Source organism: Bacillus cereus group sp. N14 (assembly GCF_016483555.1).
Lineage (GTDB): Bacteria > Bacillota > Bacilli > Bacillales > Bacillaceae_G > Bacillus_A > Bacillus_A wiedmannii.
In genome coordinates, this window is sequence record NZ_JAEHBQ010000006.1 from 70255 (window position 1) to 94980 (window position 24726).

A 24726-nucleotide genomic window follows, 5' to 3' on the forward strand; every position below is an offset into this window, starting at 1 on the left:
TTCCCCTTGTGTGTTTACCAGTCTAACGTAAATGTTTTTTTCTCCTTCTTCTTAAACATCTGAATTCCCCCTTATTTGTTTCCTATCATAGATAACCCTATTGCAATTAAGATAAAGAAAAAGATAATAAGGAAATTCTTCCCTTTGCTTACTTGTGTTGTAGAACCTTCCAAGACAGCCCATATAAAAATTGGGAAAAGAAGAATACCTAGGAGAATATCAACCAACTTGTTGCTACTCTTCTTTAGTGGTTTTTCTTCTACTATCGGTTTTATCTGAACAGATTCTTTTCTTATTTGTTTCGGTTTCTTTTTCTTACGTCTATGATTCACCCAACATACTCCTTTTAGAATAACTTTTTCCTAACTATAAAAATACCGAAATATCCCATTTTCATCGTATAGGATAAAATGATTCATTTCTTCACAAATAGATTTCCACCATAAAAAACAGTCTATGACTATTATTTACAAATGTTATTTCAACTTTTATTTTATTCTTTTTCTATTCGCTATAAATTCTTGACGTTCTTTTTCATGTTGTTCCCACGTAATACTAGATGTTTAGATTCTTATTCAATCAAAAATAGACTTTCCTCTTTCCATGTTGGAAGAGGAAAGTCTATTTATTTCTAAATATATTATAGCCCTTGTTTTATTAATAATTGTTACTTATTATTTTCAGCCTTGTTCTTTATCGTTTTTACAAATTCATTTCGCCATATTTTAAAATTATGAGCAAATTTTCCTTCAATAGAATTTTTATACCCTTCAAATTTCACTTCTAAAATATCAAAGTCATTGAATAATTTATATGTCTCTGCCGTCAAACCTACTGGGTGTAATACCCCACCATAATCATAGAAAGTGTCTTCATCGAGAAGTATTCCTCTTGTAGTAATTACATACTCTACATCTTTTTCTTCCTCAGTACTCAACCTCACTACACTTCCTAAAGGCAAAACTTTCTCCATATAATCTTTCATATTAATTCACCGATCCTTTTAACACGATAATTTTCTCTTCTATTTTTTGTCGCCTTTTTTCTAATTGGCGGATACGATCAATAAAAGCATCACGTGTTTTACCTTGCAAACTATTATCAATACTACTTTCTAATTTTCTAATATCTCCTGTCAAAGATACAGCTGCTTTTTCAAGTTGCATAACAACGTTAATAATTTGATCTCGCCCACCACTGTCTGGAAATGTACTATGAACCCTCGACATTATCATATGTAAATCCATCCTCATACCCCCTTCCTTAACATTTATCAATAATAGGAAACTGAAGCTAACTCTTCATCTTTTGCTATCATAGAAATTACCGCATCTGTTACATCTTGACTTAACTCTTTTAAATCATTTGAAAGTTCGTTCACATCTCTGGAAATCTCTACTAATAATGAACGATTTAACCCTCTACTACCATCATTCATAAAATAGTTTAATAATGATTGGCGATGGCTTCTTACATAATCTCCAGCAATTGAAGCAATATTTGTATCAATTTCAAAGTCACCTTTAAATACATCTAAAATATCTTGAACAAGGGAAGATGCTACTTCTTTTGCAATTGCTATAATTTCATCACGGGATAAATAAAGAATGATGCATCCTACTAAAAAATCTACAGCTGCGTTAAATACTGATTCTAACACTTCAAGTACCTTTTCCTTACATTTTGCTAATTTATTCTCTATCCAATCCACAGCCGCATTCACCTGATTTCTAACTTCTTGTATAACTTCCTTACTAAATTTCAAAGCTTTTTTTCCTGTTTCTACACCTATACTTGCTATTTTTGTTGCTAGAGCACTAGTATCTCCCACTACTGTTATTGCAACTAGAATTGCACTGACTGGGGTTCCATTTACCACTAAATCCACTACAACTTCTTCTGTTGTACTTAATGTTTTTTTTCCAGTGATTCCTTTATATAGGTCCCCAGCAGATTCTGATATTTCTAAAAAACCAAATTTCCAATCAAATCCTGTTTCGCTAACCTTTTTCAATTTATCTATTGCTACATTCCCATTCCTAGAATAAAATTTTGGATCATATAAAAAAGAATGCCCTTCCCCATTTTCCATTTTATAAACCTGTCCAGGTATTACAAAATCTGCGGCCTTAATGGCGCCATACAAAGGATCATATTCATTTATAAGACTGCGGCAATTTTTCATATTGGTCCCGTATCCGTACTTAACCACATCTTTATTTAAAACAGGCGCAGGATTTAAAGCTAATACGTTTATATTATCTTCTTGATGTCTTAATGCAACTGTATTCGCTGCTCCGCCACCTAAGGAGTGCCCTAGTAAAGTTATCTTCTTTCCTTTATTCTCCGCCTTGACTTTTTCATAAAATTTTTCTGCTTGACTATACTGAAATTCCGCTAATGACCCCAATATAGGTGAATTAGTTAAATTATGTAGCCCAATTGCTCCATCGGTTGCTAAATCGCCTATTTGGCTCGGTTGGGTTCCAACGTATACAATGAAAATTTCATGCGTGTTTCTATCCTCTAAAGCATATGCCCCAAATCCAGTTACTGAATGAATATCATCAGAAGCTATAAGATTAGCATTAAAGTTGTCTTGTAACTTCTGTTGATTTATTATTGGATCAGAATTATTATATTTTTTTTCTTGTGCATTATAATCATAAATATCTTTTGCCGATAATCTTAATTTTCCTACATCACTACTTAATTTATAATCTTCCTCATTCACCATATTCTCCCCCCTTATATATATTAATGGCTTTCTTTAAATTTCTTTTCATATTGTAAGTAATCTTTTTTTGATTTCCGATTATTTTCTTCTTTATTATGTAAATATGTTGTTATTTCTTGATCATGCCTAATCATATTATTTTCTTCATTTCTTTGTTTATAGCCTATCGAAATTGTTATCTCTGTTATTTCCATCGGATTTTCCTTTGTATCCTTAGCAGAATTAAATTCAATTAGTAGTGTTGCATAACTAAACTTCTCATACTCTAATCCTAAATTCCCATTAAATATCTCTTTAAATTGAGTTTCTGATAAATTATAGCTTATCGTTGCTGGTTGGCTGAAGCTTTTTTTATTCACATTTGGTTTTAATTCTTTTATTCCTTGCACTCTATTGAGCATTAATTTTATATTAGACATATCTTTCCCTCGATTTGAAGCTTCTAGCTGTCCATTTTCGTATCTTATATCTGACTTGAATACAAATTCTTCTTTATATTGTGGGTTGTCACTATGTTTTTCATCCTCAACTGGAGTATTGACTTTCTTTTGTGTCTCACCAAAAAGAATATTATCTTTAATACTATAAATACCTTGCGTTGTTTGATAAACTACTCCTATTTGCTTATTATTATCCTCAATAAAAGTGCTATCCCTAACCTCTTCTTTCACATACGCATGCCCATCATCACTCGCAGACATAACTGTCTTCATATCCCCTTCATCCAACGCCTTTACTAATCTCTCATACTCTATCTTTGTCTCTCCAAAACCACATCCACTTAATAAACTTGCCACTATTGACACGACTATCATCACCTTAGCTTTCTTCTTTAATTTCATACTGTCACCTCGTTAGTTACTCTAGGCATTTTTAGTTTCATTATGTTCCCTTTTTGATAGTAATACACTTCATCTTTACCTAATGGTGCTTCGTTGCTTATATATTTTATGTTGAAGATACTTTGATCATTTAATGGCATTGCGATAATTGCTGCTGTTAGTTTACTTCTCATTTTCATAGGTAGAGCTTCACGATTTCGGTCCATGTAGTCATGGTGACCTGCTAATACAAAGTAAATACCTACTGTACGAGATAGATCAATTAAAGTCGCTGCATCCTCCATTTCTAAATAAACAAATTTACTAAACTCTTCAACATTTGTCATGATAATGAGTTGTTTTGTGAATACAGGAATTTCTCTACCTTCTTGTCTTGCTTGTGCTAATTCAAGAGCTCGTTCACGAATTACTTCCATCCAATACTTCGCATGCATATTTATTTCATTTTCGTCTACAATGTAGTGCGTCACATTGTCTTTATATTGAACGAAACTATACTCTGCTGTATCCACTAACGTCACATTTTCAAAATAATCTTTATTCAATTGAGATAGGATGCTAGATACAATTTGTTTTCTCATACTATCATCTACACTATAAATCATTAAATGATCATTCACTGCAATATCATGAGCTATAACTTCTACGTTTGCAAAATCAAGCCCCATTGGAATTCTTGCTGCTTGTAGAGCTTTTGTAACGTCTTTATTTTTACGATAAGTAGCAATATCAATCACTTCTGGCATCATTGGAATTGCCTTCGGACGTTCTCCATCCCATTCTCGGTCCATATCATTTGCTTCTTGTTGTAATAATTGAATTTGTTGTAGTTCATCTTCTGCTTTCGTAGGCAATGCAACCTGGAATAATGTAGGAGATTCTAGTTTTATTAACGCTCTTCCTGCTGTTTCTTCCACTTTTATATCAGATCTCCCTACAATACTAGCTACTTCACTTTGATCAATCATATATAGGCAAGTTTGGATTTTAATATTATTGTACAATTGAATTCTAAGTGCATTTTGTCGCCCTGCACTAATTAAGGTATGAATTCCTAAACTTGCACCATCTCGGACAATTTGCATAATTAGCATTTCAAAGCTTTCATAGAACTTCGCTTCTTTTACTGCATCATAATTATCGATTGCAATAATAATATGTGGTATTTCTTTCCCACTTGCCTTTTCATACATTTCAATATTTGCAACGTCATATTCACTTAATAATCGTTTACGATTTTTCATTTCTTGAGTTAATCTTTCAACAAACTTTAAACATTTTTCAGATTCGTCAATCGTAATCGTATCCGCTACATGAGGTAATCCTTTTAAAGGTAGAAGACCATTTGTTCCAAGGTCCACTAAATACACATGCAAATGCTCCGGACTATGCTGACGAGCTACATCCATAATGACTGATTGTAAGAATGTTGATTTTCCGTAGCCTGGACTTGAGAAGACCGCTACGTGTCCGTCTTTACTAATATCTAGTGTTAATGGTGTTTGTGATTGTAATTCAGGCTGATCTAGTAGACCAACTGTTGCTTGTAATGGTTTCTTTTCTTTCGTCCATGCTTCTTTGAACTGAATAGCATGTAAGTCTTGTAAATATACGCTTTCTGGAAGTGGTGGTAACCACGGTCTTGCTAACGCTTCAATTTCATTTATTTCTGCGTAATCGTGAATGTAGTCAATAACAGCATCCAGTTCAGATGGTACGCTTATTACTTCTTTACTGCTACCAAGTCCACTTAAGTCTTCACTTAATATTTCATATTGTCCTAGATCATTTATTGCATAGATTGTTGCATCTAAATGTTCTTTATCCTCTTTATTTTCTACATAGTCTGCTCCGCTCCAAGCTGATTGGAATAGTTCATAAATTTCATTATTCCCAACTTGTAAGTAAGCACGTCCTGGTAATGTAATTTCAGCAGCATCCGGTGTTTTTAAAATTTCATTACTATCTGACGTATTTTGAACTTTTAATGCTAGTTTGAATTTCGAGTTACTCCAAATTTGATCATCTACAACACCACTCGGTTTTTGCGTAGCTAATATTAAATGGATTCCGAGCGAACGACCGATACGCGCTGTTGAAACTAACTCTTTCATAAACTCTGGTTGTTCTGACTTCAGTTCCGCGAATTCATCACTAATTAAAAATAGATGCGGCATCGGTTCACTTACTAAGCCTTCTTTATACAGTTTTTGATACTGATTAATATGGTTTACATCATTTTCCCCAAATAAGCGTTGTCTTTTTTGCAATTCAGCTTTAATTGATGCGAGCGCTCTCATGCTTTGCGCTCCATCTAAGTTCGTAATTGTTCCTAATAAATGCGGTAAGTTTTTGAATAAATTCGCCATACCGCCGCCTTTATAGTCAATTAGTAAAAAGGCTACTTCGTACGGATGGAAATTAACTGCTAGAGATAAAATGTACGATTGTATAATTTCCGATTTACCTGAACCGGTTGTACCTGCTATTAACCCGTGTGGTCCGTGTGCTTTTTCGTGTAAGTTTAAGTTTACGATATCTTCTTTCCCACGTAATCCAAGTGGTACAGCTAAAGATTTATGCGCTGCATTTTTCTCCCAACGACTTGTGATATTCAGTTCTTTTACTTTTTCAACGCCGTACATTTCTAAAAATGTTACGCTTTCTGGAATACTATTTTTTAAGTTTTGCAAATGATTTAATGGTGCTAATGCCCGTGAAATATCTTCTAAATTGAATCCTTTTGGCACATGATTTAGTTTAAATTGACGGTTAACAAGTTCTCCTTGCTCTAAGATGATGTTCCCTTGTTTTGCATCTCTTATGTCTATTACCGTTTTCACATGCTCCGGTAAACTTTGCATAACATCTTGTACAAATACAAGTGATACACCTAATTGACTCGGATCATCATTAAAGAATTCCATAACAACATGGTCTAATATTAGTTTTTCATCTGTAATGAGAACGACATAGTGCGGTGCAAAGTACATTTTTTCATTAGTAGAACTTTTTTCATCTAGTTTTAATTTTCGTTCTTTCAATATTTGATACAAACTATTTAACACTTGATCACGGCTACGATCATGGTATACAAATCCACGTACATTTATATCGCGAACACTTCCATGAGGTAACCAGCGCATCCAATCCCATTTTTCTTTTTCCTCTTCCGGAAAAATAGTAATAAACTGCAAGTCATAATAACTATGGAATAAAGCCGTTTGTGCAACTAATAATTGTAATTGCTCTAACACTAAAGAGCGTTGACCAATATAACCGACTGGTCCATTCATTAAATCTGTTACAACTGGTACATCTTCCAATGATAGATAACGCTGTCTTAGTTCACGTGCTATATCAATTAATTCATCTTTCGTTTGACTAAATTCTTCTTCATTAAATTGAATTTCAAAACTCGTATTAGCTTGTCCTGTTCCAACGCTAAATGTTAAGAAATCATGATGTAACATTGTTTTTTCATAAATTCGAGGATTTACTTGAACTGCCATATTACGTATTACTTCTACATTTGGATTGTGATAATGTAATGCGTGACGCTGTTTTTCACTTTCTGCATGTAAATCTTTCGTTTTTTGTTTTATATACTCTCTATAGCTTTTATCACGTTCAACAATGTCGACTTTATATTGCTTTAAATTTTTTATATAAGATGTGACAGAAACAATGATTGTTACTAATGTCATCGCAATCGATGCGATAATAAACATTCCATATTTCATGAAAATTGCAAGTAATACGGTTACGACAATCATGACAAGTGAAGGTGCAATGATTCTTGCTAAATGCTCCGTTGGTTTTGATGGCATACTTGAAGGCTTTGCAATTGTCATTTTCTCTTCTGGTTCACGGTAAATAATACGCGGTGAACGATGATAGTCTGGATAACCACTTTGATAATTTGTTTCTGATTCTACTAAAATAGGTAACGCAGATTTCACTTTATCTTCTGAAGAAAGTACTTGAATGTCTTCACTACCAATCTCCAATAAAATACCATCAAAATATAATACGTCTCCTGATTCCAACATAACGCTATCTTTTAACTTCGTATAATTATGAAATACATCCCCGCCATACACGTTCACTTTAAAAGAATCGTACAACGTTTCGCGAGATAGCATTAAATCTACACTAGTCCCAGTAATAGAAATATCATCGTAATCGTTTTGACTCACTGTAAGAGAATGTTTCGTTCCGATATCAAACACTTTAGTTGTGCCAACAATAGATATAAAGATTTTCAAGCTCACATCTCTTGTTTTCCCAATCTCAATTTCCTTATTAAATTCTATTAACTGATCCTGTACCATCCAAGCATTTACTTCATTATTCCACTTTAACTCTACTTCTTGTTCTAAACTTGGATTCGTAATATCATTTGTCCACTCTTTTCCAATCGACACTATTGATTGCTCATTTGGATGTAATGTGCACTTATATATTTTGTCTCCATAAGTCAATACTAATAGTTGCTCCATCCGTGTTCACTGCTCCTTTTCAACTGTCTCATCAAGTGCTTGCTTACTCTTTTTTCTCTGTGTTCGACGAGTCTTTATCGTTTGATGCATCGCCATATTTCTTTTTATACTCATTTAATTGTTGCTCATATGTTTTTAACTTTTGATCACGCTCTTCACCTGATAAATCCGGATTATTTTTCAGTGATTCAATTTGTTTAACAAGGCCGTACATAATAAGCTGAGGATCATCAAGTATCTTAGCTAAATCTAATGATTTATCAAAATCACCTTTTCCGTTATACATCCAATACAACAAATACTTTTCATCACTTTTCAAACTAATATTTTTCATAATTGACTTCTTTTGATCTTCGCCTAGTTTTTCAGCTGTAATGTATGCAAATGCTAACTCATATTTAGATGCAATCGGTAATGATTCAAATTCCTCTTCATTTAATTGCGTAATTACTTTGTCATAATCAGTTGCTATGAAACTCACATTTGCTTCTAATAATTTATTTTGATAAGGAAATTTTATAAAAGTGAAATATATTAAAGGAGCAGCTAAAATAACTGTCGCCGCTATGAAGGAAAAAGCTAAGTATTTAAATGATTTATAGCTCTTTTTAGGTACTAACTGCATATTTTTTTCTGTTTTTGTTTGTTCCTTCTCAAAGCTGTCATCAAGAAACTGCAGTAATGCATCTAAACTTTCCATTTGAGCAACTGTCTGTTCAAATGTTGTTTCTTTTGCATCTTTTAGTAACCCAGCATATAAATCATCAAAATTGTGCTTTTCGGAGAATAAAGCAATAATTAGACACTTGTATTGCGTTAAAAATTGCTCTTCTAACAACGGGGTTGGTGGAACAATATCTCGAATTCCTCTATGTATAATACTTGGCATTAAATTCGCATTAAAAACTATATTGTCTGGATGTAAAAAGAACGTAATTCGTTTATTTAAATATTTACGAAATTGCGCAACATTTTGAAGCAGTCTCAATTTCTCATTTCTTCCAAAACGGCCAAGGTCGTCCCACTTATATAATTTTTTGTCGACTTGAAATAGAAACGTAAACATATCATCCATTTCTTCTATCGTTAATGGTACAAAGTCAGATGATGCGCCCGTAATTATATCGAATTGACGGAAGTCTTTTATACGTGTTTGAGATTTTGTCATCTCCAATTTCCAATTTTCTTTTTCTATTTGAAATTGATAGTTCATTGCATCAATTTGAATTGTTTTTTCCGTCATGTTTATCCTCTTCTCCTTTTCTTTATAACCAGTAATAACTTATTTTCCAAAAACTACAAGTAAGAAATATTCTTTATAAAACTTGTAAAATATCTCCGTCTGTTATTTGGTGATCAATTAAACGATCATTATCTGTTAAAACAATTGACTTATTTTTCACTTTCATTACAAAATGTGAACCTTCATGATTATCAATCTTTAACGTATCTAATAAGTTTTTCAATAAATATTTAATAGATTGATGATTCGGAATACGCAAATCATATGTATTTCCATTCCATTTACTAAAATCTACCGTTACATTAATATGCGTTTGTATTGCCATTACTTTACCTCCAACTTTTCCGAAGAACCGTATAAATACCGATGCAAATAAGTAAAACACTGCCGCCTAACAATATGATTACTGTTGTACTGATTGGCTTTTCATTCATTGTTTGATTACTCGCTACTTCATCAGCGCTTTTTCTTACAACGTATTCACTGCTAAATAAACTATTTTTCGTATCTTTAACACGAGTATTTTCTTTTTGTTTTATAAAAAGAGAATCTCTTAAGGATTCCATCTCTTTTTGTTCTTTCTTTTTCTTTTTTTGAATTTCTTCTTCTATATCTTTATTAAATAACTCAATTGATGCTTTATCTAATTCTGTTTCCTTATGTTCCTTTTTATTTTTTTCTTGGTCTTTATCTTCAAAGCGGTCTACTTTAAACTGAATCTTTCCATCATCACCAAGATAACTGTCCGCCGCGCTCCTAATCGGTAGCGCGACAAACAGTAAAAGGAAACAAATAAATGATAACTTAACCACTATGCTCCATTGTTTGATCATTTACTTCTTTTTCCTCCCATTTCTTGTGCCATACAAATAGATTACTAACTAATCCTATAATGGCAATTACAAACAATACGATAAAAATAACTTTTCCTGTATCTTTACCGCTAATAAAATCATTTAGAAAACCTTCTATATATTGAAGCGGTGAAAATTGACGCAATTTACCTACAGAAGACATTTGGTCTACTTTACTTCCAACTGCTTCAGTTAAAAATAGATACATACTTAAAAATACTAATAAGATAAACATCCCTACCATTTTTATTTGTCGTAGTAAGTATGTTGAAACTAATACGAACGCCATCATAATGATTGTGATAAATGCAATCCATAGTAAACTTTGATCCTGACCGAATTTTAAAAGACGGCCTGAAATGATTCCTATACTGATTCCTTCCACAATCGATATTCCAAATGCTACTACTGTAGTTGGTACATTCATATCAATTAAAGAGAATCTCTCTTCAAAATGATCTGATTGCGTTCGTTTCTTTTCTTGATTCGCAATTGCATATGCTGTAAATAACGCAACAATGAAACAAGTTAATACGATTAAGTATGGTGTAAAAGCATTACCAGCTACAATTACCCCATCATTTTGTTTCTGAACTGGACTAGATAAAAACTCATATAGCATCTCATTTTGACGATCTCCAATACGACTATTCGCCAAAATCTTCGTAAAGTTTTTCGAGAATGCTTTATCATCTTCCATTTTCTTCGTAAAATCATTTAATAAGGAATCTGCTTTCGAAACAATTGTCGTTCCGCTGTCTTGAATTTCTTTTGCTTGTCCATTAATTTGGTCAAATGTTTTATACACATCATCTGATGTCGCTAAACTATGCTTTGAACTCTCTACTAATGACTGAGTTTGCATCGTTAAAGATTTAATACCAGAGTCTAACGATAGTACAGCTGTTTGCTCACCTGCATTATTAGTCGTTAATACTTGTTGTTCTTCAGCTAACTTTAAGCTACTCTCACGCCATTTCGCTAAACCTTTTACATACTCTCCTAAATTTTGATTCATACTAGTTGCTTGCTGCATCGTTTCATTTAATTTCTCCGCTAGTAGCATTGAATTTTGATCTGCACTAGTAATGAGCTGTTGGTAAGAGTCTATTTTTTGTTTTAAACCTGTCATATCTTGCTTTACTTCACTCGTAATACTAGCTGAAACAAGATTTGAAATTAAGTCAATTAAGCTTTGTTTATTTAATACGTAATACAAAGATTGTTCAGTTGCAATTGTATCTAAACTTCCCTCTTCTAGCTTAGGACCTACATCTTTCGTTCTTAAATCAATCCCATAATACATTTCGTAAAGGCTCATTAAACCTTGATAACTTTCAACTGTATCTACTGCTTCTTTTATTAATACATTAGATATATTTTTTGTTAATACTTCTGTTTTTTGATGTACAACTTGATTCGTTGTACTTTCAATAGTTTTTGAATTGCTACCGTTATCTGTCCCAGTGTCTGGCTTCTCTCCTGTGTCAGGTTTTCCTCCCGTGTCTGGATTTCCTCCTGTATCAGGTTTTCCTCCGGTGTCTGGATTTCCTCCTGTTTCAGGTTTTCCTCCCGTTTCTGGTTTTCCTCCTGTATCAGGTTTTCCTCCTGCATCAGGCTTTACACTGTCACCATTATTACTCTGTTCTGTTTTTTGAATAATAGGCGTTTTAGCATTGTGTACTAACGGCATTATGCCATACTGTGATTTATGAACCACATTTTCCACCTTGCTATTTTCCGTTTGTGTTCCTTTATCCTCTTTATTAGGTTCTTCTTTTTCAGAACTAGTTTCTTTTTTATGAGTCCCGCTCAATTCCCACTGCCACGTTACAGGAGAGAAAACATCTATATTGATGTTTGGATCTTTTAACTTTACATGCAAGCTAATCTTTATATCCCCTTCATTACGAGGAGCTATTGTAATTTCTCCTGCTTCGCTTTGAAGAAAGTCACTTGTACGATCCACACCATCAATATGTAACGCTTCTGTACTTCCATCTAGTTTAAATTCTTCTGGAATATTTATCTTCAAATTTTGTGAAGATTCCATTTTAATTACTTTCGCAGTATCACTAAATGTAATTCCCTCTGTATAAAGTTTATCCTTTACTTCTTTAATAGCGCTTCCTAAAGATATTTTATTTACAGGATCATAATAAAAATTATTTTCTTTATTATATTTTTTTGTAAATTGAATTACATTTTGCAGTTGTAATTTCGTTGTATCTGGCAAATCACTTTGACCGATTTCTTCCATGTTTAAACTCGGTAATTTCGCAATTAAATTTTCGATTTGTTTCTTTATTCGAACATCTGGTTGCTTCATTAATGTATTTATAAAGATTTCTTGCTTTCCATCATTCGACATAGATTGCTTTAACTTTTTAATTACCGTCTCTTGAATATCACTTTCTAACTTTCCTGCAAGTTCTGTATCATATTCTGACACTTGTTTTTTTACATCTGTTAAATACTTTTGAATTGTTGAAGCATCAGCTAAAATATTAGGATCTTTCTCTGAAAGCGTAAACTGATTTGCGATAATTTTATTCGCAGATTCTAATGCACTTAACTGTTTTAAAACATCGCCTGAATTCATATCACTCATATACTGATTAAATTGATTTGTAAAATTATTCGCTAACAGATTATTATCCGTTTGTATTTTTTGAAAGTTATTAAATCCTTCTAAATACGTATTATTAGATTTATTCCCTTCATCTAAAGCTTGTCCAAACCCTTTTAAAACATCTTGGAATCCTTTAAAACTATTAACAGAAATACCAGTGTAATCTTGTACCGTTTTAAATTGGTTTGTGTAATTTGCCAACGGGCTATGTACATCTTTTTTATACATAGTCGTTTGATTGGTCCCTTTTTCAATTATTTTACCTATATTATCTTGTGCACCTTGCAACTTACCGATAACACTTGCAAAATAAACATCGATGATTTGCTTATTAAAATCTTCTAGAATAGCAGAAGCTGTATTTTCTGCCTCAGCTTTCAAATCTTTATTCCCAGTTGCATTTACTTTATAATTTAAAGTTAATTTCTCTGGAAGTTCTGAATCAATTGCAACAGCCTTTCTAGAAAAATCGTTAGGTATTACAATCATCATATTGTAATTATTATTTTTCAAACCACTTTCTGCTACACCACGACTTACTACGTACCATTCTTGTTTCGTATTTTTATTTACATTTTTAACAAATTGATCTCCAAACGCTATTTTATTACCTTCAAATACAGTACCTTGATCTTCATTTACCAATGCAACTGTCATTTTTTGCGTAGCATTCTCATTTGCTTTCTTAACATTTTGATTTAACGCTAAATAGGAGACCCCTGTTGATAACACAAGAGCTAAAATAATAAACAACAAGATGCTCCACTTGAACTTTTTCACTACTTATCACTCCTGCGACTGCGAGTCTATTAAGTTAAAGACTTCGTATCTTACTCTAATTTTAAAGTAATTTAGCCATACAACGTATGGTTGCATGGCTAAATTATATAGTTCTTTTTATCTGTCTTATTGTAGACCGAAATTACGAGAAAGATCTTCGTCATGTCTTGCAACAGCTTCTGCAGTTTTATTAAGCTGCATATTAATTTCTTGTAATAACTCTGCGAAGTTTTGTACTTTTGGCTTTAATTGATTGAACTGTTGATCAAAACCTTCGAAAGCACGACCTTCCCATTCTCCTCTTAATTCATTTTGTAAGTTTTGTAGTTGACGTAAAATGTCCTCAATTTGATTTGCACCTTGTCCATATCGAGTCGCTTTCGATTTAAGCTCCTCTGGTGACATGCGAATTTGTCCTGCCATGAATAAATCCCCCTTAAAATTTAAAAATAGTAAAATTAACCAATAATCAATTCTACAAATTGATTATATCAATAATTTAAAAATTTCTAAACAAAAAAATGATATTTTTCCAAATTTTATCTTTTACTATAATAACATTATATTATATAATACTAATTTATTTGTTTTTAAGCATACTCTATAAATTTAAAGAAAATCTTTTATTTTATGTATCTTTAAGAACTTATCCATTTTTAATTTCAGCAATAAAGTGTTCACTAAATCATTATTTTGTCCTATCTCATTTATGTAAGTTGATTCTATTTGTAATGCCGGATACACCATTTGCAAATACGCAACATATTCTCTTTCTCTTTTTATTTTTCTCACTTCAAAGTCATAATTACCTGTCTTTCAACAAAACCAAACTCTTCATACATCTCTTTCGCAAAATTCCCAGCAAATACATTCAAACGAATTTCTGAATAATTCTTTTGTAATTCCTTAATACCAGCCCACATTAACTTTCTTGACAACCCTTTTCCGCGGTACTCTGGAAAAACATACAATTCGTATATAAACCCTAGTTTTTCATGAGAAAAATAGTCCGTATTTTCCCCTATTAATATCCATCCCATTACATTGTTTTCTTCTTTAACGACTAAATAATATGCTCCCCTTTCTACAATCGGCCTTGTAATTTCAATCGCTTTCTCTGTACTTAAGTGACAATTCCCTCTTGTCCCTTCAAAAAGCGATTGAGCTGCATATTGTATTATTTCGTCCGTTTCTTCCCGATTTGCCTTTTCTATCATTTTTCACAACTCTCCTCTTTAATAGGCATTACTATCGCTCGTTCAAGTTCCTCCGACTCAATTACAATTGCCATCAATCCCTTTTCCGTACTCGTTTCATGAGATTCGTCCTTCTCCCAAAACACAGCTTGTCCCGCTTCCACCTTCACTTTTTCTTTATCTGCTCCGCATACATATCCTTCTCCGTCCACAATAAGAAGCAGCTGTGATACAACTGCTTCATGATATCCAATTATTCCATTCTCTCGTAAATGCATAGCACCGATATGTACATTTCCTTTATAGTTTAATATTTTTGACATTATGAAATTAGATTGAAATGCTGAGATTTTCTTTCCCACTTTTTCACTAAAATCAAAAATTTTCATTACTAATCCTCCCTATACGTATAAAACCATCCTTACTGTCTGCATCATATGTCCTTCAAAATCTTCTTCAAATTCCTCTAATTGTGCAAAACCTTTCGCTTCATAAAAACGTTTTCCTTTTTCATTCGCTGCTTCTACATGAATGTATAGTTTTCGAATTCCTTTTAATTCCGTTAACCCTTTTTGTAATAAAGCACTTCCTACCCCTTTCCCTTGCTGATCTGGTAACAAATAAATCGCTCCTAATTCTGCTTCGTTTTGCAATCTAACAGGTGAAAAATTCGCAAAGCCAATTACTTCTCCCTCTTCTTCCGCAACAAATAAATGTGTATTTTCAAGACGATATTTCATTTTTTCATCAGAATAGGCCTCGTCTAAAAATCTGTCTTGAATCTCTCTCGGAATAATGCTTTCGTATGTATCATGCCAAGCAACTTTCGCTACTGATTGTACCGCATGGATATCTTCTTGCTTCATTTCTCTAATTACATATGTCATCTCGTTGTCTCCATTCTCTTAAAATTATATTCTGCTAATATACTAGAAGAAATGGCAGAACCATTTTCATAATTCACCTTAATTAATTTTAATTTCTCAATTGAAGCTGTTGCATAATCAAATTTTTCATAAATATATTCCATTGCAATTAAAAACTGATTTGCATGTAACTTATTTGCAATCGTACAATGCGGAACCCATTTTCCTGGCACATAATATGAATTTAAATTATCATGAAAAGTTTTAAAATTATCATGATAATAATGATGAAGTTTTAACAATTCATCTGTAATGGTCGGTGCTAAAAAGATCGTTCCATTAGTAGGAAAAGTTCCAACAGAAGGAAAATTTATTGCAGCCATATTTTCTTGAACAGCTACAAACTCCTCTAGTTTCTTAGTATATAAGTTAACATCTACCTCATTGTAATCAGCTAATGTAATATGAGGTTCTACTCCTGCTAATTGATTTGTGCCAATGATATTTGTTATTTCATTTTGCAATTCTATAATTTTATTAGTAAACACACGATCAAATGTAGCAATAATAACGTACATACTTCCTCACCCCTTCATTACATATAACGCTTCCCATTCTTCACGAATCATTCCCATTCGAATAGAATCATAGTACGTTCCGTTATAGTATCGGCATTTGCGCATTCTACCTTCTAAACTCATTCCTATTTTCTCCGCTACTTTCATCATGCGTCCATTACCAGACCAAGTCGTGATTCCTACTCTACCAATCTCCATCTTTTCAAATAGTAAATCTCGATATAACGTTAACGCATCTGTACCGTAGCCACCATTCCAGTAATTTGGATTATAAATTACAAGCCCCATCTCTAACCAACGCGTCGGCTTATACTCCCAATAAAACCCGACCGTCCCTATAATTTGACCGTTATTTTCTATAATTAAATTTGATAGTGGTTCTTCTTTTAAACGAGTTTCCATCTTCTCTTTATAAGACGGGTATTCTTGCATTGAGAACGGGAAATATGGCGCATCCCATTTTTTCCATTCTGGATTTTCTTCTTTAAATACGAGATCCCATAATGTTTTTATATCTGATTCTTCAATTGTACGAATTGTAACTTTATCCCCTTTTAATATTACGCTTTTCATAATTTCCTCCTACAATCCTCTTTATTTCATATATAATTATAATGTTTTTTCAGAAAAATCAAAACAAATATCGTTTATTGTATTGTATAATTTTGTTATAAGATACCAATTATTCATGTAGAAAGCTGGTGATTCAATGAATAATCGATTTAGTATTGCTTTATTTCTCACTATTATTACGACAAATATTATTCTCTATTTCTTCTTACCATTACGTATTGTTACGAAATGGGACTTCAATGGAACGCCTACATCAACAATGGATAAAAGCACCTTTGTTATCGTAAATATAATTATATGTACCTTCTTATTCTTTTTATTTTTAGCTTTATCTAAAGCAGCGAGTAACCAGAAATTTCTCCTTTGGATTGGCAACACAATTTTACTATTTTTATTTTTTGTCGATATTGTCATTGCTCTCATCGCTCTTGGCTTCACTCTTCCTCTTGATCATTTAATATTTTTAGCATTAGGGCTTTTGTTTATAGTAATAGGCTATTTCAGTTCCAAAATTGATACGAGTAAATCAACGGTTTCATTGGAATGGAATGATAAACACCTTGAAAAAAGAGCTTCAAATATTTGTAGTATTTCAATGGTAATAGCAGGTATTTTCCTATCCGGGCTTCCATTGATCGTTCCTGTTCCGTATAGAGGTTATGCTATAATCGCAATTATTTTAGGAATGACGCTTGCCATTTTACCGAGTACGATTTGCTTACTTATGAAAGACAGCAAGCAATCTACTCATTTAAAAAGGTAATAAAAAATAGGTTCTATATATTATGTCATATAGAACCTATCCTTCTTTATAATTCTTTATAAAAAGAAAAACTTACCTTATCATAACCTTCTCTTTCATAAAAGCGGTGAGCGTCTAATCTAGGAAATGCTGATGTAAGAGCGATGGACTCACATTCGTTTTCTTTTCCCCAGTTCTCTATATATGATAGTAATACATTCCCATACCCTTTTGAACGATGTGCTTCTGCTGTTACAAGGTCATATACGAAAACGTGCTTCTTATTATAAAAATTCGTACAAATCGCTACACCAGCTAGACTCACAACTTCATCCCCTTCATTACGTAGCGAAAACAGTTTATAATTTTCTTCTTTCATTTTTTGAAATAAAGAACTTACTTCTTCTTTTGAAAGTTTTGTTCTTAACTGTTGTAATACAGGAAATACATCATGTAAATCCTCTTCTGTTACTACTGCTTTAATATTCATTATGATTCTCCCCTTACTATTTATAAAATTTTCTAAATGTTATATCATCATTATAGAAAGCCACTGTCCTTAGCTTAAGTGACAGTTTTATTCTTTTTTATAAGGCCAGTATGAAAAGGAGCGTCTACGAATGGATCTGACTATCCCATTAGTATTACAAAGTAAAACACCCCTTTACTTACAAATTTATGAATATATGAAACGTGAAATCTCTCATGGATCACTACGTGCCGGTACACGCCTTCCTTCTCACAGAAATTTAGCTATGCAACTTAATGTGAGCCGTATTACAGTGGAATCTGCTTATCAACAATTACTAGCTGAAGGGTATGTAGAAAGCAAACCGAAACGTGGGATTTTTGTTGCAGAAGTTAATATTGATGTCATTCAAAAGAAACAGCAAATTGCGTCAAACAGTGCTAACAATAAAGAAAACGAACAATATGATTATGATTGTAGTCAAGGACTTATTGATCAAAAAGCTTTTCCGATAACAAACTGGAAAAGAGCAATCCACGAAACTTTATTTCAGTATGAAAATGAATTATTTGCTAAGGAAGATCCACAAGGTGAGCTCATTCTACGAGAACATATTTCAAAGTATTTATATCATGCTCGCGGGGTACATTCTTCACCTGATCAAATTATTATCGGAGCAGGTACGCAGCCTCTTCTTTGGCTACTACTTCAGCTGCTTGGTTCAAAAAAGGAATTCGGAATCGAAAACCCTGGATTTCACCGTATTCCTGCTATGATTCAAAGTTCTGGTCTTACCGTTCACCCCATCCCTTTAGATGATAAAGGAATTCATATTTCCGCTTTACGTGAATCGGGTTGCAATGTAGCGTATGTCACTCCATCTCACCAATTTCCACTTGGAATCATTATGCCATTATCTAGAAGACTCGAGTTATTACAATGGGCGAATGATTGTAAGGGCTATATTATTGAAGATGATTACGACGGGGAATTCCGTTATATAGGAAAACCTATTCCTTCTTTACAAGGACTAGATGCAAATGAACGTGTTATTTATATGGGAACTTTCTCGAAATCTTTTTTACCTTCTTTACGAATGGGATATATTGTTTTACCACCTCATCTGTTAAGAGCCTATGAAGAGCTTGGTGGTATGTTTAAACAAACTGTTTCTACGTTGCAGCAACTTACCTTTGCCACGTTTATTCAAAATGGTGATTGGGAACGTCATATTAACCGAAGTCGGACGTTATATAAAAGAAAACATATTTCTTTAATTAAATCTATTACAAACGAGATGGGAAATAACGTTCATATACTCGGTGAACAATCCGGACTTCATATTGTACTTCACGTTCATAACGGGATGAATGAACAAGAACTTATTCATGCAGCCGCAAAAGAACGTATTAAGTTATACCCTCTCTCCACATACGATTCTGTTCATAATGTAATGGATGAGTCGTATGTATTGCTCGGTTTTGGCAGTATTCCAGAGGATCGTATCGAAACCGTTGTCCAATTACTGAAAAAGGCCTGGTTCGCTAAATAAAAATAGCTCTACGCAAGTTATACTTACGTGGAGCTATTTTCATTCACTATTTTTCTGATCTCGCAGTCCTTCCCGGACGTTTGACACCAGTTGTTTCTGTTGAATAGGAAGCTTCAATGATAGCAGTTGGATCTACAGAGAGAACGAGATCTTTCATTTTCGGATAAATGAAACGGTTTGTAATACAATAAATGATTCTCTTATGTTCTCCTAAAAAACCACCTTCTCCATGTAGATACGTAACGGATAATTGCAATTCTTTCATAAGTAGATCGCCTATTTCTTTATTTTTACCAGAAATAATCATAACGCTCTTTCCTTGATTAATACCATCTAATATGAAATCAATCATCTTCGTAACAATATAGAAAATTGCTAATGAGAACATCGCTTGTTCAATTGAAAATAAAATGGCAACAAAAATGAAAATAACCGCATTTACAGCAAGTAAAAATGTACTAATCGGCACTTTAAAATGTTTATTCATCCACACAGCTAACATTTCTGATCCATCAATTGCTCCGCCCATTTTTACTACAATCCCTACACCCACACCAAATAGAACTCCTCCATAAAGAACAATTAACAATTCAGAAGTTGTAATTGCTGGAAATGGTTTTAAATAAATCAATCCGAGTGTTGTAACAACATTTGCATAGGATGTACGGATGAAGAACTTCTTGCCCATTACTTTTGCAGTAAATAATAAAATCGGGATATTAATTCCTAAGAACACTCCATAAAGCGGCAATCCTGCAACTTTATTCGCCATAATAGCAATGGCCGTTACTCCGCCATCTACTAATCCATTAGGTGCTAAAATAAGTTCTAATGAACCCGCTACAATAATTGAGCCAATTGTTAATAATACGTATTCAAATACTTTCTTCATTCATTACCCCCAAAACTTATATATTTTCTTAGTATTATTTTAACGTAATTTTACTACTAATTCAAAGATATGAGTTTATATACACAAAAGTTTCACCTTTACAGTGATTTTTTATGTAATTTATTTATAGAAACACACTTACATATTACAGTAAGTGTGCTCCAAACATTTATTTAAGTTTTAAGTATGAATTCATCTTCATTTTAAATATTTCATCAACTGCCCTATTATACCCACCAGCATTTCGAAGTGACTCTCCAACTTTACGACTATTTTCCTTAAACGTCACATCATCTATAACTTTTTCTACAGTCTCACGTAACAATTCAGAAGTTAATTCTTTACGATTAAGCCTTATTCCAGCCCCTACTTCGGTCACTCGTTTCGCAACTAAAGGCTGATCTCCTGTTACCGGAATTACAACTAACGGGACACCATAATATAACGCTTCACTCGAACTATTCATACCACCATGTGTCACGAATACATCAGCATACTGTAATACTTCTAATTGCGGCACATAATTATACAACTTAAAATTATTCGGAATGTTTTCAAATTGATTTATATTTATTTTCTTACCAACAACTAATACGACTGTCGCTTCTACATCTTTAAACGCTTCAAAACATTTTTCATATAGTTCAGGTTGTTCATTAAAAACTGTTCCCATAGAAATGAAAATCAATTTTTCATCTTTTAAATCTTCCATAGAAAAGCTGTCTACTTCTTTTCGAGTAGCAATAGATGGGCCGACAAACTTATACGATTCATCGAATACATCTGAACGCGGCTGGTATTCTTTTGAAGTATATACAATAGTAATATCACCAGGATGATTCATAATGTCATACATACTATTACATTTCATTCCATACTGCCTATTCCATTTTTCCATTCCCGCTAAACAAGATTGATATAATGGATTCGTTTCATCTACTTGTCTTGATTCTTGTTCATCGTTAAAAGTAATGTACTGATTAAAAGCAAATGTTGTACAAGAAGAAACGCTAGGTAATTTTAAAACATTGGCTATAATACGTCCTACGGGAAAATGATTATCGTATATCAAGTAATCGTACTTTTCCCCTTTTGTTTCTTCTACAATTTGAGTCACAATACGCTCTGATGCCTCAATCATATGAGATAGCATCGTCAAAGGACTCCCACCTTCATTTACTCGTTCCATAATATTAATTTGAGAGAGGAAATTCTCAAACACTCGGAATTCTGCACCTGTTGCTTCAATCTTCTTTCTATAATCTTCAATACAATACGAAACAACTGTCTCCCCTCGCCGAATTAACTCACTTACAATAGCTAAAGTCGGATTTATATGACCTTCTCCAGGAAAATTTATTACGAGTACATTTGCCATCATATTCTCTCCTATCTAACAATATTAATAGTTAATTATATTAATTAATTTAAAACTATTATAAAGGAATCTATTCTACTTCTTCATATTTTTCACTTCATTTTATTATTGAGAAATATTTTTCATAACCTACATTATAACTCTTATAAAAGTATGCTTAACCTTTCATTTATTGAAAAATACGGGATTTACATTCAGGCATTTTTACAGATTTATCATCAGAAACATTATTTTGATAATTCATACAAAACTAGAAAAATATAATTTCCACACTGATTTCTCACTATAAATTTATTTAAGTTCTATGTTGTCCTTATCTTTATCCATTTGGAACATATTCTGTTATATAATGAATTTATAGAATTTACAGAAAAAATGAGCAACTTCATGCTACAACAACTATTCACTTCACCTATTTTATCTATTCAAGCTTTACACCCAGGTTATGAAGACCATGCAAGCGATGTGTTTCTCGTCCGAACAGAAGATGCAGAAGTCATCGTTCGTTCTTCTAAAATGAATGAAGAGCCAAATAATGATTTTTGGTGGGGATGTAAAAACCTATTTGGAATTAATCCAAGGAACGTACATCATTTAAAAGCTGTACATACATTGCTGCAAGAACATACTAATCTTCCTATCCCAGCAATATTAGAAAAACATATTTTAAATGGCCGTGAATTCGTTGTAGCCGAAAAGTTAGTAGGTAACACAGTTCAATCTTTTATCGGGCAACCAGATTCTATTTTATTCAGTCTAGGAAAAGGGCTTGCAGAAATACATACATTTAAAGCCGATTACATAGGAAATGTGTCAGGTTCCTTCCAAATTACACTAGATGAATTCCAATCACACATTTTAAATGTGAGTAAAGAGCTTGTGAATATGTTTTATTCCGATAATGAAAGCATACAAAATGCATTTCCTACTTTTGAATCACAACTTTCTTCCTTACCAGCACCAAAGGAATCAACGCTCGTTTTAATTGATATGGACCCTACTCAGTTTTTATCAGATGGTACAACTATTACGGGATTAGTAGATACAGAAGCCTATGCCGTTGCTCCCCGGGAGTTTGATTTTATCGGCTTAGAATATGTGTTTACAGAAAAAGAGGCGCATGCTTTTAAACAAGGTTACGAAACCATTATGCCCCTTCCTCATCTTGCAGAATGTAGACCTCCCTATCGATATTTGTACCGGTTATTATCTGTTCAGGGCAGCGTGGAGTTAAAAAAGTGGCTTAGTCATCCATCCTATTTTTAAATACGAATGAGAGGGGTTATGAAATGAATATTGAACAAAAGAAATCTTTAATAACAAACGAAATTCAGCGCATGAAAGATTTAGCTCATATTTGTGGGCAACACGATCAAATTGATTACTCATCAGATTTACATATAAACTTTTTAACTGCTCGTACTAATGAAGAGATAAATGATTTCCTATTTTATGATAATACTCAATTAATCGGTGCATTAAGTATGTATGATTTTGAAAGACCGACAAAACTGGAGTTAATAGGGTTTGTTCATCCGAACTATAGGAAACAACATATAGGCACTACTCTTTTACAAACTGCAATGAAAGAAATACGAATCCGAAAGGCAGATGAAGCTCTTCTTATTATGAATGGGGATTCTGATTCTGGGAAAGAATTTGCAAGACATATGAAGTTACCTTATTTATATAGTGAATATAGTATGGAGTTCAAAGCAAAAGAAGTGCAAAAATCAACAAAGAATACTATACAGCTCACTCTTGCATCTTCAGGGTCACTTCTTGATCTTATTGAAATTTCCAGTAAAGCTTTTGGAGATTCAGCAAAAAATACCGCTACATGGTTACAAAAAATGATGAATTCCCCTTCCTATCAAGTTTACTGTGCTCTTATCGACGAAAAAGTGATAGGAACGATTACAGTTTCTGAGCAAGAACAATCTACTACACTATCAGGGTTCGCTGTTCATCCTTCTTATCAAGGTAAAGGATACGGAAAAGATATTCTTAGTTATATGGTACATACCCTTATTACAAAAGGAATTTCAACAATTGAATTAGACGTCGAAACGAAAAATAACCACGCTTTAAAACTATATACACAATGTGGTTTTGAAATGAAAAAGAAGCATAACTATTATAATGTAATGAATCTTGAGGTGAATACATATGTGTAAAAAACTAATTTATTCTGATTATGATATTTTTGCAGACATCTATAATAAACATTGGGGACATTTTGCTGAACACTCCTATCTACTTTTGGAAAAATTCGTTTTACAATATGCACCACCACATTCTCATATTTTAGATCTTTGCTGCGGGACTGGTCACCTTACTAAGAAATTAATTGATAATAATTTTGTAGTAACTGGTATAGATGGTTCTGCTCAAATGATTGAATACGCACGTCAAAACGCGCCAGACGCAACCTTTATCGTCGATGATGCTCGTTATTTCAATATAAATGAGCAATTTCACTATGTTATCTCTACTGGCGATAGCTTAAACCATATTTTAAAATTAGATGAATTAAAAAATGTTTTTCATAATGTTTACTCCGTATTACATAGCGAAGGTACATTCGTATTTGATATGAATATGGAGAAAGGTTTTCTTGAAAATTGGATTGCTTCATTTCATATTTCAGCGGAAGAATATGTATGTACAATTGATTCTACATATGATAACGAAAATAAAAAAGCAGAAATGAACTTTATACTATTTCAACATGACATAGATAATAATTGGACAAGAAGTGACTTTTCTTTTGAGGAAGCTTGTTATTCCAATGAAGAAATAATTTCTTCATTGGAATCTGTAGGTTTTAAGAACATTCAATTACACGGTACAAACAGAACATTTTTCATTTGTCAAAAATAAAAAAACT

General features: G+C 32.8%; 23 protein-coding genes and 2 pseudogenes. 5 read left to right on the forward strand and 20 right to left on the reverse strand.

The window, feature by feature from the left end; translation table 11 throughout:
* Positions 1 to 71 precede the first annotated feature (71 nt).
* The 17 genes and pseudogenes from JDS82_RS11265 to JDS82_RS11340 all read right to left on the reverse strand — a co-directional run bounded on the left by JDS82_RS11265 (position 72) and on the right by JDS82_RS11340 (position 16803).
* Positions 72 to 332, reverse strand: a complete 261-nt coding sequence (locus JDS82_RS11265; protein WP_001016552.1) for a hypothetical protein — start codon at positions 330 to 332, stop codon at positions 72 to 74.
* A gap of 335 nt (positions 333 to 667) precedes the next feature.
* Complete coding sequence (locus JDS82_RS11270; RefSeq protein ID WP_000656387.1) at positions 668 to 985, reverse strand: DUF4176 domain-containing protein; 318 nt, start codon at positions 983 to 985, stop codon at positions 668 to 670.
* Between the two features lies 1 nt (position 986).
* Positions 987 to 1247, reverse strand: coding sequence for a hypothetical protein (locus tag JDS82_RS11275; RefSeq protein WP_075310942.1), 261 nt, complete (start codon positions 1245 to 1247; stop codon positions 987 to 989).
* Positions 1248 to 1273: 26 nt separating this feature from the next.
* Positions 1274 to 2737, reverse strand: a complete 1464-nt coding sequence (locus JDS82_RS11280) for an alpha/beta hydrolase family protein (RefSeq protein WP_075310944.1) — start codon at positions 2735 to 2737, stop codon at positions 1274 to 1276.
* Between the two features lie 20 nt (positions 2738 to 2757).
* On the reverse strand, positions 2758 to 3579 hold the full coding sequence (locus JDS82_RS11285) for a DUF3952 domain-containing protein (RefSeq protein ID WP_199713258.1): 822 nt from the start codon (positions 3577 to 3579) through the stop codon (positions 2758 to 2760).
* Positions 3576 to 7805 (reverse strand): annotated as a pseudogene (gene essC, locus JDS82_RS11290) (type VII secretion protein EssC); the annotation flags it as partial. The gene JDS82_RS11285 and the pseudogene essC, both read right to left, overlap by 4 nt.
* Positions 7800 to 8081, reverse strand: a pseudogene (locus JDS82_RS30370) (FtsK/SpoIIIE N-terminal domain-containing protein); the annotation flags it as partial. The pseudogenes JDS82_RS30370 and essC, both read right to left, overlap by 6 nt.
* Positions 8082 to 8124: 43 nt before the next feature.
* On the reverse strand, positions 8125 to 9324 hold the full coding sequence (gene essB / locus JDS82_RS11295) for a type VII secretion protein EssB (protein ID WP_199713261.1): 1200 nt from the start codon (positions 9322 to 9324) through the stop codon (positions 8125 to 8127).
* 73 nt (positions 9325 to 9397) lie between these two features.
* Entirely contained in the window at positions 9398 to 9649 is a 252-nt protein-coding gene (locus tag JDS82_RS11300) for an EsaB/YukD family protein (RefSeq protein WP_001007572.1), read from the reverse strand.
* Positions 9650 to 9653: 4 nt separating this feature from the next.
* A complete protein-coding gene (gene essA / locus JDS82_RS11305; RefSeq protein ID WP_088091360.1) occupies positions 9654 to 10157 on the reverse strand; it encodes a type VII secretion protein EssA in 504 nt (167 codons plus the stop codon).
* Entirely contained in the window at positions 10129 to 13590 is a 3462-nt protein-coding gene (gene esaA / locus JDS82_RS11310) for a type VII secretion protein EsaA (protein WP_199713263.1), read from the reverse strand. Before esaA ends, essA begins: the two co-directional genes overlap by 29 nt.
* Positions 13591 to 13716: 126 nt before the next feature.
* Positions 13717 to 14013 carry a WXG100 family type VII secretion target gene (locus JDS82_RS11315; protein ID WP_000918598.1) on the reverse strand — a complete coding sequence of 99 codons (297 nt, stop codon included), beginning with the start codon at positions 14011 to 14013 and terminating at the stop codon, positions 13717 to 13719.
* Between the two features lie 365 nt (positions 14014 to 14378).
* Positions 14379 to 14807 (reverse strand): GNAT family N-acetyltransferase, encoded by a 429-nt coding sequence (locus tag JDS82_RS11320; protein WP_064056306.1) that lies wholly within the window; start codon positions 14805 to 14807, stop codon positions 14379 to 14381.
* Complete coding sequence (locus tag JDS82_RS11325) at positions 14804 to 15175, reverse strand: cupin domain-containing protein (protein WP_000688085.1); 372 nt, start codon at positions 15173 to 15175, stop codon at positions 14804 to 14806. The genes JDS82_RS11320 and JDS82_RS11325 overlap by 4 nt, the downstream gene beginning before the upstream one ends.
* 12 nt (positions 15176 to 15187) lie before the next feature.
* The gene (locus JDS82_RS11330; RefSeq protein WP_000222830.1) at positions 15188 to 15673 is read right to left on the reverse strand and encodes a GNAT family N-acetyltransferase; all 486 of its coding nucleotides are present in this window, start codon (positions 15671 to 15673) and stop codon (positions 15188 to 15190) included.
* Positions 15670 to 16230, reverse strand: a complete 561-nt coding sequence (locus JDS82_RS11335; protein WP_080497067.1) for a 2'-5' RNA ligase family protein — start codon at positions 16228 to 16230, stop codon at positions 15670 to 15672. The genes JDS82_RS11330 and JDS82_RS11335 overlap by 4 nt, the downstream gene beginning before the upstream one ends.
* A 6-nt stretch (positions 16231 to 16236) precedes the next feature.
* Positions 16237 to 16803 carry a GNAT family N-acetyltransferase gene (locus JDS82_RS11340; RefSeq protein ID WP_199713265.1) on the reverse strand — a complete coding sequence of 189 codons (567 nt, stop codon included), beginning with the start codon at positions 16801 to 16803 and terminating at the stop codon, positions 16237 to 16239.
* A 136-nt stretch (positions 16804 to 16939) separates the two neighbouring features.
* Between JDS82_RS11340 and JDS82_RS11345 the strand changes: the two genes are divergently transcribed.
* On the forward strand, positions 16940 to 17566 hold the full coding sequence (locus JDS82_RS11345; RefSeq protein WP_199713267.1) for a DUF1648 domain-containing protein: 627 nt from the start codon (positions 16940 to 16942) through the stop codon (positions 17564 to 17566).
* A gap of 46 nt (positions 17567 to 17612) precedes the next feature.
* Here the strand turns inward: JDS82_RS11345 and JDS82_RS11350 are convergent, their stop codons facing one another.
* Entirely contained in the window at positions 17613 to 18035 is a 423-nt protein-coding gene (locus JDS82_RS11350; protein ID WP_199713269.1) for a GNAT family N-acetyltransferase, read from the reverse strand.
* A 130-nt stretch (positions 18036 to 18165) separates the two neighbouring features.
* On the opposite strand from JDS82_RS11350, the gene pdxR reads away from it, so the two are divergent.
* Entirely contained in the window at positions 18166 to 19566 is a 1401-nt protein-coding gene (gene pdxR / locus JDS82_RS11355) for a MocR-like pyridoxine biosynthesis transcription factor PdxR (protein WP_000366308.1), read from the forward strand.
* A gap of 46 nt (positions 19567 to 19612) precedes the next feature.
* Here the strand turns inward: pdxR and JDS82_RS11360 are convergent, their stop codons facing one another.
* Positions 19613 to 20458, reverse strand: coding sequence for a YitT family protein (locus JDS82_RS11360; protein ID WP_000755133.1), 846 nt, complete (start codon positions 20456 to 20458; stop codon positions 19613 to 19615).
* A 169-nt stretch (positions 20459 to 20627) separates the two neighbouring features.
* Positions 20628 to 21836, reverse strand: a complete 1209-nt coding sequence (locus JDS82_RS11365) for a macrolide family glycosyltransferase (RefSeq protein WP_000024481.1) — start codon at positions 21834 to 21836, stop codon at positions 20628 to 20630.
* 387 nt (positions 21837 to 22223) lie between these two features.
* Between JDS82_RS11365 and JDS82_RS11370 the strand changes: the two genes are divergently transcribed.
* Genes JDS82_RS11370 through JDS82_RS11380 form a run of 3 tightly spaced genes read left to right on the forward strand, consistent with a single transcriptional unit; the run spans position 22224 to position 24719 of the window.
* Positions 22224 to 23102 (forward strand): aminoglycoside phosphotransferase family protein, encoded by an 879-nt coding sequence (locus tag JDS82_RS11370; RefSeq protein ID WP_000941380.1) that lies wholly within the window; start codon positions 22224 to 22226, stop codon positions 23100 to 23102.
* A gap of 23 nt (positions 23103 to 23125) precedes the next feature.
* Entirely contained in the window at positions 23126 to 24013 is an 888-nt protein-coding gene (locus JDS82_RS11375) for a GNAT family N-acetyltransferase (protein WP_001019656.1), read from the forward strand.
* Positions 24006 to 24719: a class I SAM-dependent methyltransferase gene (locus JDS82_RS11380; protein WP_000335144.1), complete on the forward strand. Its 714-nt coding sequence runs from the start codon at positions 24006 to 24008 to the stop codon at positions 24717 to 24719. The genes JDS82_RS11375 and JDS82_RS11380 overlap by 8 nt, the downstream gene beginning before the upstream one ends.
* Positions 24720 to 24726 lie beyond the last annotated feature (7 nt).